Below are 20,792 nucleotides of genomic sequence, written 5' to 3' on the forward strand. Positions count from 1 at the left end.
ACAAAAAAACTGAAAATATATTTTTCCAATGTCTGAGCTTCGCATATTTAGAAAAATACCGAAAATCACACAGAAGTAAAATGCAAAAAAATAGGGCTGTCTCTTTTTCTTTAGAGACAGCCCCTTTTTTTTGTTCTCTTGAAAAGATAATAACTTTACCTTTGTAACATGAAAATAAATAAAATTCTACAAAATTTAGATATACAATCCCTCAATGCTATGCAGCAAGAGGTGTTACAACAAAGTCAAACCCAAAAGGAAATAGTATTATTATCTCCTACAGGTTCTGGTAAAACATTGGCTTTTTTACTACCACTTATCCAACATTTACAGCGTGATAAACAAGGGGTACAAGCAATTTGTATTGTGCCAACAAGGGAATTAGCACTACAAATTGAGACAGTTTTCAAAGCAATGAAAACCCCTTTTAAGGTAAATACTTGTTATGGAGGCCATAGCGTGAAAACAGAAATGAATAATTTCTCTACTCCTAGTGCTTTACTTATAGGTACCCCAGGTAGATTAAAATTTCATATTGAGCAAAAATCCTTTGATCCTTCTACTGTTACTAGTTTAGTGATAGATGAATTTGATAAAGCCTTAGAACTTGGCTTTACCCAGGATATGGATTATATCATAAACTCTTTCAAAAATCTGAGTTTTAAAATGCTAACCTCAGCTACCAAATTAAGTAAAATACCTACTTTTACTCAATTAGAGCAACCTAAAGAATTGGATTTCTTACATATTGAAAAGCAGCAGCCTCAAATAACCTATAGTAAGGTTGTTTGCAAAAGCACTGAAAAATTAGAAGATTTAATTAAGTTACTAGCTAAGATTGGTAAGGATACTATTTTAATATTTTGCAACCATAGGGATGCTGTAGATAGAATTAGCCAAACCCTAGCCAAAAACAAAGTTGCTAATAGTGCTTTTCATGGAGGCCTTTTACAAGAAGATCGTCAAAGAGCCTTAATGAAATTTAAAAATGGTAGCTGTAATATATTAATTAGTACAGACTTAGGAGCAAGAGGTTTAGACATCCCTGAAATTGGGCATGTGATTCATTATCAAATGCCACAAAACCACGATACCTTTGTACACAGAAATGGGCGTACTGCTCGTATGAAAGCTAAAGGGAAGGTTTATTTGATCTTAAGTGAACTAGATAATGAATTAGCTTATATTGATCAAGATATACCCTTAGAGATATTAAAAAACAATACGGTAATCAATAATAAAACGGACTTTCAAACCATTTATATAAGCGCAGGGAAAAAAGATAAAATCAATAAAGTAGATATTGTTGGTTATCTTATAAAAACTGCAGGCTTATCTAAAGAAGATATTGGTTTAATAGACTTAAGAGACAACCAAGCTTTTATTGCAATTAAATCCCAACGTGTTAAAGCTTTATTAGCCAACTTACAAGACACCAAAATCAAGAATAAGAAAGTTAAAATCGCCTTAGCTCGCAATTAAAAAAGTACCATTAAAAAAATGCTCCATAAAAACCTATTGGCTTTTATGGAGCATTTTTCTATAATAGATAAAGTTATTCTCAATTTGTATTAGTGTTTAACAAGGAAGCTTGAAAGGCTTTCCACCCCCATTGTTTTCGCTTTTTATTATACACCATAAAAGCTTTATATTGAATCGCAGACTCATTGGTAATAAAATTTTTCTCTAAGAGTTGTTTATCAAAATAAACATCGCCTATAAATCCTATTCCCTCTGGTAAAATACGTACAACTCCATGTCCGGATTTAACCGCCTCACTAACAGCATCCTTTGCTCTTTTTAAAGTTTGCACCACATAAAAGCCATTATCTCCCTCTTTTTGCAAACGTGCCTCGAAGAGCTCTCCTACTACCGGATCCTTAATAAAACCATCGTATTTGATAAATCCAGACAAATTTTTACTTTGGATAAAATGCAATATCTTTTTGTCTTGATGAATGAATTCAGCTACAATTATAATAGGTTCAATATCTTGATAAAGCAATTCCTCTGCAATTCCTTTATATCGTTTATAAAGTAAATAATTACTATCTGATTCTCTTACCATCTCATACCAAGGCTGCTTGATCCATTGGTTAACTTGATTTGGCACAGTCAAAGAACTTTGCTGACTTACTTGAAGAATTTTAAATATTTCCGTTCTAGCCTCTACATACATCTTACTTTGAACAAGTAAACTACAAAACTCTTGCCTAACCTTGATCAAAAACTCCTCTCTAGTGGGTAAGGACAAAGCTTTACAATAACAACTAAAAGCATAAGGCTGGTTGTCGTGATATAATTGAGCAAGCATCTCCCAAACCCAATAATTATTGCTCTTTATTCTAGCAAAAGGTAGAAAAACTTTCAATGCCTGATTTTGATCGCCTAATTCTAATAGAATTTTACTTCTGTAATAAGCAGGATAAACATAGTTTGGGTACTCTAGCATTAATTGAGCTAGACGTTCTTGAAAATCCTCTAGTTTTTGGCGTCTTTTCGCTTTATCAGGAAAAGCATCACCTTGAAGCAAACACTTAGCATAATTAATGTATATCTGTTCGACTAAAGCAATGGATTTACGCCCATTAAAAAAAGGCTCTATATAATCTTGGGCTTCAAAATTATCCAAGGTACACCAATCTAGTACTTCGGTATAATTATTATAGTTTTGAAATCCTTGGTTTAAAGTTCTAATAAGTAAGCTGAAGGTTTCACTAGGCCTTGTAAAGCTAAAGGTTTTCAAGATGTTAAATAACTGATTAGCACGTATGAAATTCCACTGTTTTCTTTGCATCAATGCCTCCAATAAGCTGCGAATTGGCCAGGCTAAACTATCAAATAATAAATTTGGAACCTCTGGTAGTCCTAAAGTGGAAATATTTTGAAAATACTCCATAAATGAGTCAAAGTCTCCTTCTATAGCAAACTTCTTTAAGAAATCGTAATAAACCCACCCTAGAGTAAGTTTACTTTCAAGGTCTTGGGGATTTGCATTTAAGTTTTGCCTTGCTAATTGCAATGCCTCCTCTAATTTACCTTCTTTGCGAAGTACAGTAACAGACTTATTTACCATATCAATAGATTTAAATACAACGTTCACCTAAGTAGGCTCCTCTAGGCTCAAAATACAACTATGCCTCTTTAAATATACAATTATTTTTTTATTTTATAAAATACTTAGGCTTGTAATTTTATAGCTACTAAGACATTAGCTAGAAATATTAATACCTATTAATTTCTATTTTAACCCACAATATTGTTTATTATTTTGATATAGCTAGATCCTTTTTGATTCTTCACTCCTTCTAAAAAAAGCTAAAATGATAGCAATCTATGTTCTACTTCAATGTCATATTAAGGGAAAGCTATTCCACTTGAAGTACTTTAGAAAAATAAGATCCTATTTATTTAAATAATTAAAAACAAGATAAAATCCAACAAAGTCTTTATCTATGTATGTTTACAAGGCCTTATAGGTTATAAAAACCACTAGACCAATAGATTAGATGAGAAAATAAAGAGTTGTAGATTTGGAAATCTCAAAAATATTTTAGAATTTTACTATCAACAAATAATGGCAATACCATGACTAATCCAAAATTTAACTTTAACTGTACTTTTACAGCAAAGCTTTCTCAAAAGCGTTGATGGGGATTTTGTGATTAGAATTCTGCTACACCCAAAATGGTTATCTTACCTACTACATTACTTTTATCTGAAAAAGTTTTACTAGCAGAATAATCTTTCTGTTGGATTCAATTATAAGTCTTTACTTAAACACACTATAGGAATTCTATAGAGATACTGCTGTAGGCCTATTTTTTTAGCTACTATGCTACAAGGTCTATAGTTACTTTATAAAAATGCTTGACTTTAGCTTTAAGCTAAAAAGCTCATAGGATTCTTATTGTCTTTTTTTTAAGTATAGCAGTTGTATTTAGTCCATGCTATATACAAGAAAATACCTGTAGATAGTTCTTGCCCTATTACTGCCTGAGCTAAGGCAATAATCACTAATGTAATGCTCCCTAGACATTATTTTTCAACCCACCTTACTTTATAAACCTTTTCATTCTAAAAGGTCAGACCATAATTTTAAAGAATTATTTATGGAAAGCTTGATTCACAATTCACAATCAGGTTTAACTCATGTAATCATAATGCAACATGGAGTTACCAATCAAATACTAGCCTTAAAAGCAATCGATGTACAGGGCAATATCCAAGGGGTAGAACCTATTCCGGAGAATTTCAGCAAATTTTTGAAGGTCCATCAGGATCCCCTTGTATTTATGCGATTTTTTGCTAGTTATCTTTCAAGGGCAAAAAATCCCCAAGTTTATACTTACTTCAAAATTCCAATTCGAAGTGTTTGGAAAATTTTAAAAGAAGTAGAAGATAGTGATGATCCAAATTTATTGAAAAATCTCTTAAAGGAAGATCCTACTCAGTATAATAATACTACACCTATAATCCAAAGTAAAGAAGATTTAATAGCTTATTTAAGCAAAGGAAAATTGTCCTACACAAGAGAAGATCTCTTGGAATACAAAAGGATATTCTTTGAATGTCGTCTTCAAAGACTTATGATTAATCAACTAATTGAGTTTGGCATAAACTACGGATATATCATAGCTAAATCAGACATCCCTAAAAAATGCAGATTTAAAGGCATGGTGATAAAAATTCCAAAAAAGAAGGGGAAAATTTTACTTCAACTAGATTTTACACACAGATTTTTGAGTACGGCGGAGCAAATTGAGCTATTGCAAAAATTAAAAGAAAACATTCGCAATTATAAGCTTCTAAAACAAGAAACTAGTATCTATTTTAACCCCAAGACGATTAAAAAGACAAAAATTGTCCCAGGAAAAAATAGTCCACTACCCTATTTATTGCAGCAAGCTACCTTAGTAAAACAAAAAGAACTACAAAGCAATCCTATTTTGCTTGAAGTAACTCCCCTTGAGTCTACGGGAGATAACACAGAAGGTTTAATCCTAAAAGAACCCGAAAATTTAATAAATAAATCTAAAAATCAATCTTATGAAACGAAGAAGAAACTCCCAAAGTCTAAAGCAGTTAAACAGGAGAAAGAGGAACTACTTGGAGAATCAGATCAAAAGAAAGTACTTCAAACAATTGAAAACGCAATTGAAAACACAGCTCAAAAGACAGATGAAGAATTCCGTGAACCAATGGACATACTCCCAGATTCTCAAGCAAATATCCTTAGTGAATTAGAGGATAGCACCTGCTCTACACAAACCACAATTAGACCAACAGTTTTCCAAGAAAATCAAATCAATTGGAAGCAACTAGAACTATTAGGGGTAAGTAAAGAGACTCTAATTAAAACCAATCAACTAGAGTTGTTGCTAAGGGGGTATAAAACCAATAAGTTATTCTGGATTAATTACAAAGCAGATGCTTTAGTGGCTAAATTAGAAGCTAGAATTAGCTTTAGACACAATGAAAATGGCTTAATCACCATTGCCTTACACGGTATAAGTTCTCAACCACGATTATACCTACCTTTCTTTGATCATACATTTACCCCAGAGGATAAAGGAAATTTATTACAAACTGGAAATATGGGAAGAGTAGTAGAATTAACTAATAAATTTAGCCAAGAAAAAGTTCCTTCTCTTATTAGTATAGATAAATTAACTAATGAAATTGTAGGTATTGCATTAGACAAAGTAAAGATTCCTACCAATTATAAAGGAATTGATCTTAGTGTAGAGCAACAAGAGACTCTAGCTAGTGGTAAATCAATTTTTATCCAAGGAATGAGTTCTAAAAAAGGTACCCTATTTGATGCTTTTGTACAATACAATGCAGACAAAAGATACTTAGAGTTCTTCTTTAAAAAAGAGCAAGATTTGCCTATTGAATACAGCCCACTTGGTATACCAACAAGCTTTCGAGGAGTAGCCTTTACTCTAGAGCAAATCATTGATCTAGAAAATGGGCATTGGGTATATTTAGACAATTTAGTCAACAAACAATTCAGGCCATACAAAGGATATGTTCTTTTTAATTTTGACAAAAAAGTATTAGACTTTTATTTTGAACAACCTTAACTAAAAATGCAGTCTACTAAGTAGACTGCATTTATTTAAACTATTGGTTGTTGGGCTATTCTCTGTAGTTCTACTTTAACTAAAAACTGTATCTGGTTCTTAATGTATGTATAGTTTTTTTGTACATAATAGTCAAGTGGCATAGCCCCTTTATAAGCAGGCTTGTTTCTAACAAAAGGCAAATTTAAAGGCTCACTAGCTACCTTTTTAGACCTGTTCACCAATAGTTTAGCATTAAAAACTACTTGATTCAAATCCTTAGCATTAGATTGGGAGAGGCATCCCACAAAATACCCCTGGCCTAATTGACTTATTTTAGCACTGGGAATCAGCATATCTAACTGAGTGGATACAGAACTGCTAAAATGACTATCACTATTGGTGTATCCTTGCCTTTTCTGTATAATTCTACCAAATCGTTCGCTTAATAACTTAGCGGTCTCTCCCAAAACCTGTCCACTAATAATATTACCTAAACTATTGAAGATAACCTTACTTTGCTTTTCACCATAATCTCTTACTAATTGAGAATAGTCTTGAAGGCTTAGTGTGGTGGAGATTTTATTACTTCTTGCAGTAGCTATAAAATGATCTAGCCCATTTAAATAAACCGTTGGAAGCTCATCTATAATCAAAGACATCTTATTTTGTCCCTTTTTATTAATTAATTTCATTATTCGACTCATATATAATCCTATAGCACCACTATAAAGTTGCTGTCTTTGTGGACTACTACCAATGCATAAGACCTTAGGAGACTCAGGGTTATTTAAATCTAGTGTAAAATCATTACCACTCATCACCCAATATAAGTTTTGTGAAACTAAGCGGGAAAGCGGAATCTTTAAAGAGGCTATTTGCCCTTGTAGTTGATCTTGAGCCCCACCTTGCAAGGCATCTGTAAAGGCGGATAAATAATTCTCAAGTTCTGAATAACTACTCAAAATAGTAAATACCGATTTATAGGGCTGATTCACAAACTCAATGACATGGGGTAAGGTACAATACTTTCCATCTTGATATAACTTTAAAAACCAAATCACTGCAGTGAGCAAAACAATGGGCGACTCTACAAAAAAATCACCCTGTCTTTGTATTCATGCCTTATTCAAATTGAGCAAAATACTATGGGCCGCTTCATAAGCATCATAAATACTTTGTAAATGAGATGGGTGTATTGCATTACAACGGTGAGAAGTCCTAACATCATCAAAGTTTAGAACATAAAACTTGGATGTATTTTGCTTGTGTTGCCTACACTTAGAAAGGGCAGAAAACGTAGCTTTGGTTAAATCATCAAATTTAAAATCGTAAACCAGCATAGAAAACCCTTTTTTTAGATGTTGCTCAATAAAGGATGTAATAACCGTATAGGTCTTTCCAGAGCCTGGGCTTCCAATAACTAAAGTTCCCCTAAAGGGGTTTAATATATTTATTCATCCACTTCGGCGTTTACCTTTATAAAAATAATGTGTAGGTATATTTAAAGAATCCTTAGAAACAATCTTTCGCTCCTCTTGTAAAAAGCTTTCGTTAAAGGTATTAAACACATCATTATCTATATTTTGATTTAAAACTCTCCTAGACAATAAAAGACTATAACCTACTATTAAATAACCTATTAAAGTTAGCCAATTGGAATGTTTTATTGGATAAAAGCCTAAAAAAACACACAATTCACTTAAACAATAAACAAATATTCCTCCTATAGCGGCTACTATCAACCATATAGGTTTACCCTGATAATCTTTTCGTACTTGAGCGCTGTAAACACTTAAAACTAAGAATAAGCCAGCAGAAATTTTCAAAGTATAAAGCCCTTTAATTAAAGGATTAACCAAAATAGCAGTATCTTTGATTTGCTGAGCGTTATAGGTAGATAAATATATATTTAATACATAATACCCTAATAATATCAAAAGGCTAATTCCTAGAAGAAGTGAACTACTCACTTGATAATTAGTTTTTCCAAAAGCCATGATTTAAAGAGTTAAAGATTGACCTGCAAGACCTTCAGAAGAAATAGAGGGTCCCAAGAGTTTAATGGTTTTCAAAAATCTTTGCTCAGATATAAGGTGTTCTTTATTTCTTTGCAATAAAAAATCAAACTCTGACTCTATATCTAGCTGTTGTGTATGGCATTTTACAATTGGTGTAACAAAGGAATCAACTACTGTAGTCTCTTGGGCTTGTTTTGTAAACCGATCTGTATTTAGCTCTAAGTACATGTCTTTGGTGATTTTATAAGTTTCTAATTCCCTTGGTTTATATAAAGTATGTAAAGGGATTACCACTTTTAATTGGCGATCACTTACATAGAAATTCCCTAATTTTATTTGGCTATCTCGAAGCAGCTTTATGCCTAATTCTTTACAAAGGATAATGCATTCTAAAACGGTTGTAACCCCCTTCATCTTTTTCTTTAAATCTTTGGATAAGTTTTTTAAATGGAGGGTTTGCTTGATATATTTCTTAGATTGCTTATTGCGATATTCCACCCCTTTAAAGGAAAAATCTGGACCGAAAGTCGATTCATGTAAATGCCTTCCCACACAATTTGCCTTGTTGTCAATAGCAAAATATACCAAATAGCTCTTAACGCTAAAACTATCGATGGCGTATTCCATCTTACAATCCATTCCAAAACTGCGAAGAATAGCCCTATAACTTTCGTAACTCCAATGGTGAAAATTCTTTTTTACAGCTTGTAATACATTTTTGATTTGCTTCATTAAATCACCTATACGATAATTCACGGGCTTTATCACTAAGGGTTTATTTTGCTTTATTCATGTTGGCAAACCACTTAAAGTGTACTTCTCAATAAACTCCTTACAGATTTCATTTAAATAAAACTGATCATTATACTTAGCAAATTTATGGGTATAAACTGCTCTGCGACATCCCACAACATGAAAATGTTCCCTTAGTAGATCAGCGTGTTTAAAAACTACATAAGGTTGATCAAGCATACCTAACTCTTTCATAAAGTCTCTGACCAAGGTTTGGCTCTTTTTTTGTCCCATGTTATCATTGGGATGTGGATTTAAAGTAAGATGAAAAGCCGGTTTAGCAATGCCAAAACTGAGTTTTTCATAACGGGCCAACCATTGAATTGCGTGTTCTTCTGCAAGACCGTAATTTAAATCCTCCAACATATTATTACAATACAAAATACAAGCATTGGCTTGGTGTACTTTTTCGAAATTATATTTCAAAGCACCAAGACTACTCTGGGTATAACTAATATTGGCTATCATTTACTGTCTGTTTTAAAGGATTAAGGGCCTTAAACTCTTCAATTAAGTTTACGATCTTTTTGGATAAAAATGCCAACTTCTTTGTTTGTCGGATTAAAAAATGCAATAACTCCTTTTGCTGGTATACTAAAGTATCTTGGTTTTGCACTAACTCAGAATAACTTTGTGCTAAAAAATGGAACTCTTGGTATAAACAAGTCAGTCTGCTATAAAATGCAAAAGAGTCATCTTTACTTTTTATTAAAGCTTTAGCATCAAAGAATAATTTATCCTTTAAAAACGCATTGTAATTTTTAAAATCACTTACTCCAAATAAAAGGGAAAGTCGGTGCTGTTCTTTAGGGGTAAGAGTGATAAAAATCCTCTTAGCTTTACTTTGAATACTTTTTGGAGTAGCACCTTTGTTGGAAATAGATTTTGGTTTAAAACTTGTCATAATAGATTGTTTTTAAATAAGTTAATAACACATTTGAAAATAGTTCTACAAAGAAAAAGCCATTATAATTAAAAACCTATGGCCAAATAAGGACACACAAAGCCAAATGAAGCCATTTTTGCATTTAAATTGAATAAGGACAATAATTCTCCAAAAAGACAAAAAAAAAGCTAGTCATCTTTTGATGACTAGCTTTCCATTATGAAAAAACAGTTAGGTTTATCTTAGTGTCCTCCTAAGGCACGATATAGTTCCACAAGGTTAACTAAATAATCGCGCTGCAAACCTACAAAATTCAAATCTGCATCCAAGGATAAACCTTGGGCGTTAATAACTTCTAGATACGTTGCTTTGTCCATTTCAAACATGAACTTGGTATTCTTTAAAGATTCACTTAATAAAGAAACCCTCTCTTGCATTAAAGTAGACTTTTGCTTGATTTTATCAATCTTAACTAGAGTATTATGTACTTCAGTAAAACCACCAATAACAGCAGTTTTAAATTCAATACCAGCCTTATCTCTTTCCACTTTTGCAACTTCAAAAGCTGTTCTTAATTTCTTTTGTTGGAAAATAGGTTGGATAATTCCTCCTCCTATCATTCCAAATAAAGAAGATGGTGTATTAAACCATGAAGAGGCTTCTATGGCATTTAATCCCCCTTTAGCAGAAAGGATTAAATTAGGGTACATTTGACCTTGAGCAGCCCCTACTTTAGCATTAGCAGCCTTTAAATTATATTCTGCCACTTGGATATCTGGCCTTTGTTGAATAAAATTAGCTGGAACACCCTGAGATAAATCACTAGCTAAATCCAATTCATAAAGACTAAACTCTCTTTGTATCTTACCAGGATAATGATTCAACAGTAGATTTAAAGCACTTTCTTGTAACTCTATCTCTGTTTGAATATCAGTTAATACTTCTTTGGATTGTATCCATTGAGCTTTAGACTGCTGTACTGCTAAAACACTTGCATTACCTACTTCAAATAATTTTTGAGTTACCAAATAGGTGTTTTCTCTTAAGGCGATACTTGCATTAGCAATATTTAATTGTTCATCTAACATTAACAAATTAATATATGTAGTAGCAACTTGAGAAATTAATCTATTTTGAACTGCATTTTTAACTTGCTCGTTTTGCATATAAACTGCTAAAGCAGCTTCCTTTTCACGGCGAATTTTTCCCCAAATATCCACTTCCCATGAAAAATCTAAACTAGCTGTGAAATCGTTACTTGTACGATTTGATCCACTAGAAGAGTTTTTTGATGCCTCACTTCTTGAAGCATCAATATTTAGGCCAAGTTCTGGCAATACAGCCAACCTAGATTGTTTATAAATCAATTGGGTTTGCTCCATATTTTTAACCGCTAGTAGTAAATCTGGATTTTGCTCTAAAGCAAGACCGATTAAGTGATTTAACTCTGGGTTATTAAAGAACTCCTGCCAATTAATCTTAGCAAGCTCGTTTACCTTGGTATCTTGTGTACTTTGGCCAACAAAGCTTTGGGGTATATTTTGCTCCGGTTGTTGGTAATCTTTCCCTACTTTACAAGCAGTTAAAGAACCAGAGGCAATTAGTATATAAACTATTTTTTTCATTTTTTCCATTTAAAATTTTCAATCCAAAAAACGCTTTGTTATTCTTGGGCCTGGCCAGGTTTATAACCAGAGATCTTTTCTTGTAAATACTGGAAGAAAACATATAATACAGGAATAATAAATACTCCAAATACCACACCAAATAACATTCCACCTGCCGTACCAATACTAATAGAGTGGTTACCTTGAGCAGAAGATCCCACCACAGTCATAAGTGGAATTAATCCCGCCACAAAAGCAAATGAAGTCATTATAATTGGACGTAAACGCAGTTTAGAAGCCTCAATAGCTGAATCCACAATACTCAGACCTTGTGCTCTACGTTGTACAGCGAACTCAATTATTAAAATAGCGTTCTTAGCTAAAAGCCCCACGAGCATAATTAGTCCCACTTGTACATAAATATTATTGGCAATTCCAACCATTCCAATGGCTACGAATACTCCCATAATACCTATTGGTAGAGATAATAATACAGCTAATGGCAAGATGTAACTCTCGTATTGAGCAGCTAAAATAAAGTATACAAACAAAATAGATAATCCGAAGATAAATACCATTTGTCCACCACTCTTTTGCTCTTCTTTACTCAATCCTAACCATTCAATACCATATCCATCAGGTAATTTTTCTTTTGCAATCTGCTCTACTTTGGCCATAGCATCTCCTGTACTTACTCCAGGATTGATAATACCATTAACAGTAATAGAGTTAAATAAGTTATGTCTACTAATTGCTTGAGGACCATAAGTCTTTTCTAATTTTGCTAAAGAACTAATTGGAATCATTTCTCCTGAACCAGCTAATACATATATGCTATCGAAAGAAGCTTCATCTGCTCTAAACTGCGCATCTCCTTGTACAAATACTTTAAATTGCTTTCCGAAACGGTTAAAGTCATTCACTTGAGCACTACCGTAAAATAATTGGATAGCATTCATAATATCTCTAACCTCCACCCCGTGCATTTTTGCCTTAACTGGGTCTACGTTAATTCTGTACATTGGGAAGTCTGCTTTAAACATGGTAAAGGCAGCTTGTACTTCTTGTGAAGAACTTAAATCCACGTTGAATTGATTCACTACATCAGCAAATTCTGTAATGCTTCCACCTTTTCTATCCTGCACTACTAACTCTAATCCATCAAAATCACCAAATCCTGGTACTGTTGGATTTGCGAACATATAGAAGTCTCCTTCTTTAATTGCAGAAAGTTCAACGTTTAAGTTAGCAATCAATGTATTGATATCCATTACATCTCCTCTTTCCTGCATATCTTTGAAACTAACAAATCCCATCGCATAAGCTGGAGAAGCAGCATTACCTAAAATATTAAATCCAGAAATAGTAGTAACAGAACGAACCGCTGGGTTATTTCTAATAATAAGATCCCCTTCTCTTAATACCTGAGTTGTTCTATCAATAGAAGACCCTGGAGGAAGTGATAAAGCAAACATGGCAAAACCTTGGTCTTCATTTGGAATGAATCCCTTTGGAGTACTATTCATTAAAAGTATCATACCAATCACAGAACCAATGATAATACATAAGCTCATTACTTTTCTTTTGATGAGGAACTGCACTCCTTTACCATAACGGTTTGTTAAGGCAGTAAATCCTGCGTTGAAAGAACGGAAAAAACGCTTTAAGAAATTAAGTTTCTTTCCTGGATTCTTTTCTAAATCATGGTGATGATTCTTAAGCATCAAAGCACATAATGCAGGAGATAAAGTAAGAGCGTTCACTGCAGAAATTAAAATAGCAATAGCTAAAGTAAAGGCGAACTGCTGATAGAATACTCCAACAGGACCTGTCATAAATCCAACTGGTAAGAATACCGCAGACATTACTAAAGAAATCGAAATAATAGCTCCGGTGATTTCACTCATAGCCTTTGTTGTTGCTTCACTAGCATCTAAGCCTTCATGTTCCATAGTACTATGGACGGCCTCCACTACAACAATGGCGTCATCCACCACAATACCAATTGCTAAAACCAAAGCAAATAAGGTTAGCATGTTAATAGAGAATCCAATTAAATCTAAGAAGAAGAAAGTTCCAATTAGAGATACTGGTACTGCAATTGCAGGAATCAAAGTAGATCGGAAATCCTGTAAGAACACATATACAATAATGAATACTAAGATAAAAGCTTCTAATAAAGTATAAATTACCTGATTAATAGATTCATCTAATTGTGTTTTATTGGCAAAAGTTACATGGTAACGTAAACCTACAGGTAAATCTGGGGTTAATTCTTCTAAAACTTGATAAACTTGGGTCTGAATCTCATTGGCATTGGAACCATTAGTTTGGAAGACAGCCATCGTTACAGCTTGCTTACCATTAATTTTATTGTCCTCGTCATAAGAAACCGATCCAAATTCAATTCTAGCTACATCTTTCAAATAAAGAACGTTTCCGGCTTTATCGGCTTGAACTACGATTTTCTCAAACTGCTCTGGAGTATTGTATTTTCCAGAATAGGTTAAAGTATATTGCACACTTCCTCCAGCATTTTGACCTAAGTTACCTGCAGCAACCTCCATACTTTGATTTTGGATAGCAGCTTGTATATCCGATGGAGTTAATCCTCTATTGGCAAGTTTGTGTGGATCTAACCAAACGCGCATAGCGTAATCCTTCTCACCGAAGATTTGTACGTTTCCAACTCCTTTAATACGTTTTAAAGCACGTACTAAGTTAATTCGGGCATAGTTTTGTACGAAAGTCTCATCATAAAGCTCTTCGTCATCACTAATTAAATCCACTACCATGATCATCCCACGTTGTTCCTTTTGGGTAATAACCCCTGCTTGAATTACTTCCTCTGGAAGAATACCCTGCACTTGAGCAACTCTGTTTTGAACGTTTACAGCGGCTTGATCTGGGTCAGTTCCCAATTCAAAAAATACGGTAATCATTGCAGTACCGTCATTACTAGCAGTAGATTCGATATGGGTCATATTTTCCACACCGTTTACTACTTCTTCAATTGGGGTTACTACTGATTTTAAAACCGTTTCGGAGTTACCTCCTGGGTAAGATGCCTGAATAACAACACTTGGTGGGGCAATATCTGGGAACTGTGCAATAGGTAATTGGGTTAAACCAACTAATCCTAATATCACTAAAATCACAGAAATTACCGTGGCTAATACAGGTCTATGTATGATCTTTTTTAGCATTTCTACTGTTTTATAGTTTAAAATAATCTAGGAAAAAACTACTCCTAAATGATTTAATTATTTTATTTACTTTCTTTAAGTGGGCTTACTTGCATTTGGTCTCTTAATTTATCAACACCTGTGATAATTAAAGTTTCCCCTGGCTCTACACCGCTTTCAATAAAGTAAGTATGAAGGTTTTTTCCTTTAATTTTAAGTTGTCTTTGCTCTGCAGTATTTTCCGAAGTCAATACATAGGCAAATATTTTATCTTGTAGGTCAACTGTTGCAGCGATAGGTATTTGAGTAACACCTTTTTGAACACTTACTAATTGTACAATACCTGTCCCACCATTACGAAGTAATTTATCTGGATTTTCAAATACTGCTCTAACGCTAATGGCATTAGTTTGCTTATTGAACTCCCCATTGATCACATCTACTTTTCCTTTAATAGGATATAAGTCACCATTACTTAACTCTAATTCCACAGGCATGGTTAAGATATTATCGGCTCCATTGTTTTCCTTTACTAGGTCAAAATAGTTAGCCTCTGATAAAGAAAAATATGCATAAATTTGGTTAATATCCGATAAGGTAGTTAATGGATCTATATCACTTGGAGAAACCAAATTACCAACACGTTGGTAGATTAATCCAAGGAAACCATCCACTGGAGCGGTAATAGAACAATAGCTTAAATCTAATTGAGCAGAAGCAAGGGCTGCCTTTGCTTGTAAAACTCCAGCTTGAGCACTTTGCAAATCTGCCTGAGCGCTTTGTAATTGAATTGGAGAAACAAAAGAATTCTCTAATAAAGAAGCAACCTTATCTTTTTCTAACTGAGCATTAATTACTACAGACTCTGCAGCTTTTAATGCAGCTTGAGCATTATTTACTTTAATTAAGTAAGGCTTATCATCAATTCTCATGATAACTTGGCCTTTTTTCACATAGCTTCCCTCTTCAATATCAATGCTCTTTATATACCCAGTTACTTTAGGCATAATCTCCACATTTACTTTACCTGTTAAAGAGGCTGTATAAGTATTTAAAAGCGTTGCATCTTCACTTTTAACAACATCAACTTTAACTTCTAAAGATGGAGCTTGTTGTACTTGATCTTGTTGTTTATCTGCACAACTTACCATCAAGATTGAACTTGATAACAAACCAGCCAAAAATAAAAATCTAGTCGTTCTAAAAATTTTCTTCATTATAATCTGTTTTTTACAAGGACAAAATTCGTATAAAATAGACAAGGGTTTGGCTTTTTTTATTTGAAACGTAAAAAATTGCTACTGAAGTGTAAAATAGGGGAACTGTCATGAATTTCACCCTGAAAAACTTTGGTGAAATGCTTGTATATTAAGGGATATACCTAAAAGTAAAAGGCCTTTTATTCTAACAATAAAAGGCCCTTTATGGGATATATCCACAGGGGATAATAATAATTAATCTATAATAGCAAAACACTACATGCTTAGGAATTTAGCCAGTTTTTAAACAACGGGGCTTTCTCTCTAGAAATAATCACTTCTCTAGTTGGATCATTGTTCAATATAATCTTAAGCTTGCCGTTAAAGTAATTTTGAATACTACCAATGGAATCAATATGAATGATATGTTGGCGGTTGGCTCTAAAAAACATCTTAGGATCCAATTCCTCTTCTAAATCCTCCATAGTTTGGGTAACAATAAAACTAGTTGCATCGGCTTTAACCAAATGAGTGATTTTCTGTTCAGAGAAAATATAATCAATTTCTGAAGATTTAACCGTCACAAAACCATCCTTATAAGGCAACAAGAATCTAGAGCGAAAAACTTGCTTTTGATTCGTTAAATGCCCTAATATATCCTTAATTGGGTCAGAAAGGTCACTATTGTTTTGCAGAGTTTCTAATTTTTTCAATGCCCTTTGTAAGTCTTCTATTCTCACGGGCTTCATAATATAATCAATGCTATTTACTTTGAATGCCTTTAAGGCATACTCATCATAGGAGGTAGTGAAAATAACAGGACAGTGAACCTCTACTTGTTGAAAAATTTCAAAACACAATCCATCCTCCAAACGAATATCCATAAAAACTACATCAGGATAAGGGTTGTTTTTAAACCAATTCACACTTTCCTCAATACTTTCTAAAACTTGTAGAACAACAATCTGTGGGTTTAACTCATTTAATAAACGAGCCAACTTATTTGCATTTCTTTGTTCATCTTCTATTATTAATACTTGCATAGATATATTATTCTAGAGTTGATTTATCTTTTTTAATTGCATTGTCTAACAAAGGTAACCATACACTAAAGTAATCGGCATCCTTTTGTATCACAACATTAATCTCACTTAAAAGCCTATAGCGGTCAATAATGTTTTGCAGCCCTACTTTTGGAGAAGGTAAAATGGCTGCTAACTCTCTTATGTTATTGCGAACCACTACTCCATTATCCTGTATGAATATCTCAATTACCAAAGGGATTTCCTTTGAGGCTTTATTGTGCTTAACAGCATTTTCCACTAAGAGTTGTAAAGCAATTGGTGCTATGTAAAACTGCTCAGCTACTTTATCGGCTATATCAACTTTTAGGATAACTTTAGAGCCCATCCTTTCTTTAATAAGATAAAAATAGGAATCCACAAAACTCAGTTCTTCCTCTAAAGAAACTACATTTTTACGCACATTGGATAGCATATAGCGGTATACCAAGGAAAGATGCTCTAAAAATTTAGCCGCTAAATTTTGATCTTCAATAACCAGTTCTGATAATGTAGAAAAGTTATTAAATAAAAAATGAGGATCTAATTGCATTTTTAAGCTCTCTAGTTCCGCTTGTGAGGCGATTCTCTCTAGTTTTTCGGTCTTAATCCTCAACTCGGCAGCATCCATCATGGAAGTTCTCCAATTCTTAATTAAGAAATATCCTGTATGAACAGCAGAAATAAATATCCCGGTATTGATACTAATAATCAAACTTTGCCAGAGGTCAATTTTTAAATCTAAACTAAAAGTAGCGTTAGCAGGCAAAGGCATACAGACTAAATAAAGCAAATTCAATAAAAAGTAAACAATAAAAATAATTACTATTAATGAAATTAACTGTACTATCGCACGTAAACCAGCCCACCTATCCCAAGGGATCCAATTATTCAAAACCCTACTCAGCCAAAGACTTACCTCTGTAATTACAGTACAATATAACAGCAGTAGAATAAGGGTCTCTAAGAGCTCTTGTTCATTAACTGACGCATACCAGTGTACATCGTAAGGATTAAGTAAAAAATGCGAAAATAAATATAAAAGGAACACAATAGGAATTACAATTATCCTATAGTGCTTAATAAATAAAGACTCCTCTTTTTGATTTGCCACAATGATTGCTTTTTTTTAATAAAACAAAAATACAAGATTAAAAGTAGTAAGTAAATAAAAGAATAACTCAAATGTGCATTATCCTTGTTGAAGCGTACTTATTGTATGCTCAAAATCTCACTGCCTTGCTAATATTTGATTTATTACTTGTTATTTTACTTGACTAATTCGGGTGGTATTTGATCTAAACCAAAGCAAACTTGGCTTTACCTTTACTATTATAAAGATAAATAATAAAGAACAAAAGTGTATAAATCGTTTTTCAAAACCTCAACCTATTATCTTACAAAGTATTACACTATAGTTTTCTTACTAATAAAGTGAAAAGTAAAAAAAAAAGCCTAGAACAAATCTTGCTCTAGGCTTTTAAAATACTAGCAAAAGAGTATCTGAATTAGAATGCCCTTTATATTTCGCTAATATTCAAAGTAACAGGCCCCCACCTGTTACTTTAAACAAACTAACCGTTATACTACTTAAAATGGAAATGAATACAAATTAAGTATAACCACATTAATTCCCCAATCAATGTATTTTTAAACTCTTATATGACTTTGAAGTGTGTCCTTAAGATGTTTTATTATATCGTTCTTTAACCAAGAAGGTTTTCTAACAACTACGGAATTACCGTATTTTAAAACCTCCTGTTTCAATTCATCATTTATTCTTACATTAAGACTAGCAATAACCTTGCCAGAAATAGAACAAACCTTCAAATCTTGAGAGTGATGAATAGGTTTTTTTATTAATTTATGTTTTAAATCCGCATCAAAATACAACTCTACCTCTTCGGGTTTGGCATTACAATACCCAAAACCTACACTTTGGTTGTAATTCTCTAAGAGCTTATTGCTATCTTCTCTATATTTTGTTTCCAAAATAGTGATGTCTTGTAATAATTCTACATCAAATGTCTTGGCTTTTTCTCTATCTTTTGCCACCACATACCATAAATCTTGGTATTGGGTAACAAATGCAGGAGAAACTGTGTATTGTTTTAGGATCTTCTTAGAAGCACTTAAATAAGTGAATTCAATTTTCCTTTTCTGCTCAATGGCCTCTAGAACTATTTGTAGGTTTTCAATGGGAACTATATTAGACTTACCTATTCTAGAGTCTTCAAAACTCTCTAGTCCATTTTGACTGTGTTCTCCCAACAAATCTGCTGTGGCTAAATCCTTTAAGCAATTTAGCACAAATTGTGCCTTTGTTTGATTCTTCTCACAGATATAATATCCTTTTTGTTTATTACACAACTTAATCTTAAGACCAAATTCTGTCTCAAACTCTTTTAAAGCTCTATATAATGTACGTTCACTTATATCGATATTATGTCCTTTGAGATAGTGAATTAATTCCTCTCGACGCGGGTAACTTTTTCTGTGTAAAAAATTTAAAATTAAAAAATAATATCGTAATTTTTTCATGATAGCGTTTTAATGCAAAAGCTTATCTAACCTTGCTTCTTAAGGGATGTAAAAGTAAAAACTTATACCACTAAAGACAACCCTTATTTTGTCAAACAAGGTAAAATCTGAGGGAACTAAACCTAAGGAAATTTTAAAAAAAACAACTGAGCTGATAACAAGCAACATACGAAATTGATTAGCAATTCGCTTATAGGACACTTTTTTTCATTTTGAGGTAAAATCCCAAGATTTCTCCCCTTTTCATGCCTTATTACCCTAATTGAAACCCAATCCTAAAGGCATGGTGATTGAAAAAAATCAATTAAATAAATTTTCTTAAAAACCCTTACAACTAATTCATTTTTTTTGTAATTTTAATAAGGCCTTATCTCATGGTAAGTCGAGATGCCTTTGTTTATCTGCCAAAAATAAAGATGGCTCTTTGAACAGATTAGGCATTATTTATATTGATATGTATAACTTTTAATATTACTAGCATGAAAATATCCTATATGCTACTTTGTAGCTTATTTGCAACAACTGTAGTGTTCACCTCTTGTAATCAAACAAAAAATCAACAGGAAACTACCCAATTACAACAAAACTCAGAGAGTTTCTTACAAGGAGTATTTCCTGGTATGCTAATTACAAATTCCACGGCAATTCATGAAAAATCTTTTAAAGGAAGTGTTATTAGCGCTACTTTAGATAATAAAATCAGCGTAGATTTTGATAAACAAGGTAATTGGACAGAAGTTAAGTCGATAGACCACACACCTATTTCCGCTACTTTTTTAGAGCAACAACTACCAGTAATCTCAGATTATCTTAAAGAACATTACCCGGATAACTTTGTAGTAGAAGTGGAGAAAATCAACAACCAAGGCTATGAAGTAGAATTAAACTCTCAGTTCGAGTTAGTATTTGACCAAAATCAGAAGTTTATAGGTATTGACCTAGATTATGATGATAACGAACAATTAGTTGATTTCAACGAATTTCCCGATCAAGCTAAGCAGTTTATAGCTAAAGAGTTTTCTCAAAGTAAAGTAGTACTTGCTAAAACAGAAAAAGACGGTAAAAAAACCACTTTAAAAGCTTATTTATCTCAAGGATTTAAAGTGCAATTTAATAAAGATGGGCAGTGGAAAGAGATATCAGGTAGTTACGCCTCTCCAATCCCTTCCAATATTCTATTGCAAAATATACAAACTTATCTTACCACAAATTATAAAGATTATGTTATAACAGGTATAGAATTAGACCAAAAGGATAAGGAATACCAAGTGGAACTAGAAACACTTACAGATGAAAAAGATCTAGTATTTAGTTTAGAAGGAAATTTTATTAAAATAGATTAAATCACCTTTAATAAATAGGGGCCGTATTCATTAAATGACTTACGGCCCCTTATTTTTTTTTGAGTTTACACTATGCAATATAAACCCCA

16 protein-coding genes are annotated in these 20,792 nt (G+C 33.0%); 3 read left to right on the forward strand and 13 right to left on the reverse strand.

Features of this window, described 5'->3' with window-relative positions; translation table 11 throughout:
- Nucleotides 1-168: 168 nt before the first annotated feature.
- Nucleotides 169-1,482, forward strand: a complete 1,314-nt coding sequence (locus ACYSNM_RS10260) for a DEAD/DEAH box helicase (protein ID WP_461756817.1) — start codon at nucleotides 169-171, stop codon at nucleotides 1,480-1,482.
- A gap of 79 nt (nucleotides 1,483-1,561) precedes the next feature.
- On the opposite strand, the gene ACYSNM_RS10265 is transcribed toward ACYSNM_RS10260, so the two are convergent.
- Complete coding sequence (locus ACYSNM_RS10265) at nucleotides 1,562-3,076, reverse strand: tetratricopeptide repeat protein (RefSeq protein WP_461756818.1); 1,515 nt, start codon at nucleotides 3,074-3,076, stop codon at nucleotides 1,562-1,564.
- A gap of 1,036 nt (nucleotides 3,077-4,112) precedes the next feature.
- Here ACYSNM_RS10265 and ACYSNM_RS10270 point away from each other — a divergent pair.
- On the forward strand, nucleotides 4,113-6,089 hold the full coding sequence (locus ACYSNM_RS10270; protein WP_461756819.1) for a DUF3945 domain-containing protein: 1,977 nt from the start codon (nucleotides 4,113-4,115) through the stop codon (nucleotides 6,087-6,089).
- Between the two features lie 35 nt (nucleotides 6,090-6,124).
- Here ACYSNM_RS10270 and ACYSNM_RS10275 read toward each other — a convergent pair whose 3' ends face one another.
- The 12 genes from ACYSNM_RS10275 to ACYSNM_RS10330 form a co-directional block, all read right to left on the reverse strand.
- Nucleotides 6,125-7,132, reverse strand: coding sequence for a TraM recognition domain-containing protein (locus ACYSNM_RS10275; RefSeq protein WP_461756820.1), 1,008 nt, complete (start codon nucleotides 7,130-7,132; stop codon nucleotides 6,125-6,127).
- A 54-nt stretch (nucleotides 7,133-7,186) separates the two neighbouring features.
- Nucleotides 7,187-7,525, reverse strand: coding sequence for a type IV secretory system conjugative DNA transfer family protein (locus ACYSNM_RS10280; RefSeq protein ID WP_461756881.1), 339 nt, complete (start codon nucleotides 7,523-7,525; stop codon nucleotides 7,187-7,189).
- Nucleotides 7,526-8,068: a hypothetical protein gene (locus ACYSNM_RS10285; protein WP_461756821.1), complete on the reverse strand. Its 543-nt coding sequence runs from the start codon at nucleotides 8,066-8,068 to the stop codon at nucleotides 7,526-7,528. It lies immediately after the preceding gene.
- Nucleotides 8,069-8,071: 3 nt separating this feature from the next.
- Nucleotides 8,072-8,857 (reverse strand): hypothetical protein, encoded by a 786-nt coding sequence (locus ACYSNM_RS10290; RefSeq protein WP_461756822.1) that lies wholly within the window; start codon nucleotides 8,855-8,857, stop codon nucleotides 8,072-8,074.
- A gap of 21 nt (nucleotides 8,858-8,878) precedes the next feature.
- Complete coding sequence (locus tag ACYSNM_RS10295; RefSeq protein WP_461756823.1) at nucleotides 8,879-9,349, reverse strand: relaxase/mobilization nuclease domain-containing protein; 471 nt, start codon at nucleotides 9,347-9,349, stop codon at nucleotides 8,879-8,881.
- Complete coding sequence (locus ACYSNM_RS10300) at nucleotides 9,333-9,785, reverse strand: plasmid mobilization protein (protein ID WP_461756824.1); 453 nt, start codon at nucleotides 9,783-9,785, stop codon at nucleotides 9,333-9,335. The genes ACYSNM_RS10295 and ACYSNM_RS10300 overlap by 17 nt, the downstream gene beginning before the upstream one ends.
- 224 nt (nucleotides 9,786-10,009) lie before the next feature.
- A complete protein-coding gene (locus ACYSNM_RS10305) occupies nucleotides 10,010-11,392 on the reverse strand; it encodes an efflux transporter outer membrane subunit (protein ID WP_461756825.1) in 1,383 nt (460 codons plus the stop codon).
- Between the two features lie 38 nt (nucleotides 11,393-11,430).
- Nucleotides 11,431-14,580, reverse strand: coding sequence for an efflux RND transporter permease subunit (locus tag ACYSNM_RS10310; RefSeq protein WP_461756826.1), 3,150 nt, complete (start codon nucleotides 14,578-14,580; stop codon nucleotides 11,431-11,433).
- A gap of 62 nt (nucleotides 14,581-14,642) precedes the next feature.
- On the reverse strand, nucleotides 14,643-15,776 hold the full coding sequence (locus ACYSNM_RS10315) for an efflux RND transporter periplasmic adaptor subunit (RefSeq protein ID WP_461756827.1): 1,134 nt from the start codon (nucleotides 15,774-15,776) through the stop codon (nucleotides 14,643-14,645).
- A 266-nt stretch (nucleotides 15,777-16,042) separates the two neighbouring features.
- Nucleotides 16,043-16,801 (reverse strand): LytR/AlgR family response regulator transcription factor, encoded by a 759-nt coding sequence (locus tag ACYSNM_RS10320; protein ID WP_461756828.1) that lies wholly within the window; start codon nucleotides 16,799-16,801, stop codon nucleotides 16,043-16,045.
- A gap of 7 nt (nucleotides 16,802-16,808) precedes the next feature.
- Nucleotides 16,809-17,933, reverse strand: a complete 1,125-nt coding sequence (locus tag ACYSNM_RS10325) for a sensor histidine kinase (RefSeq protein WP_461756829.1) — start codon at nucleotides 17,931-17,933, stop codon at nucleotides 16,809-16,811.
- A gap of 536 nt (nucleotides 17,934-18,469) precedes the next feature.
- Nucleotides 18,470-19,360, reverse strand: a complete 891-nt coding sequence (locus tag ACYSNM_RS10330) for a helix-turn-helix transcriptional regulator (protein WP_461756830.1) — start codon at nucleotides 19,358-19,360, stop codon at nucleotides 18,470-18,472.
- Nucleotides 19,361-19,839: 479 nt separating this feature from the next.
- Between ACYSNM_RS10330 and ACYSNM_RS10335 the strand changes: the two genes are divergently transcribed.
- Nucleotides 19,840-20,703 (forward strand): PepSY-like domain-containing protein, encoded by an 864-nt coding sequence (locus ACYSNM_RS10335; RefSeq protein WP_461756831.1) that lies wholly within the window; start codon nucleotides 19,840-19,842, stop codon nucleotides 20,701-20,703.
- Nucleotides 20,704-20,792 lie beyond the last annotated feature (89 nt).

Source organism: Myroides sp. LJL116, from assembly GCF_054871685.1.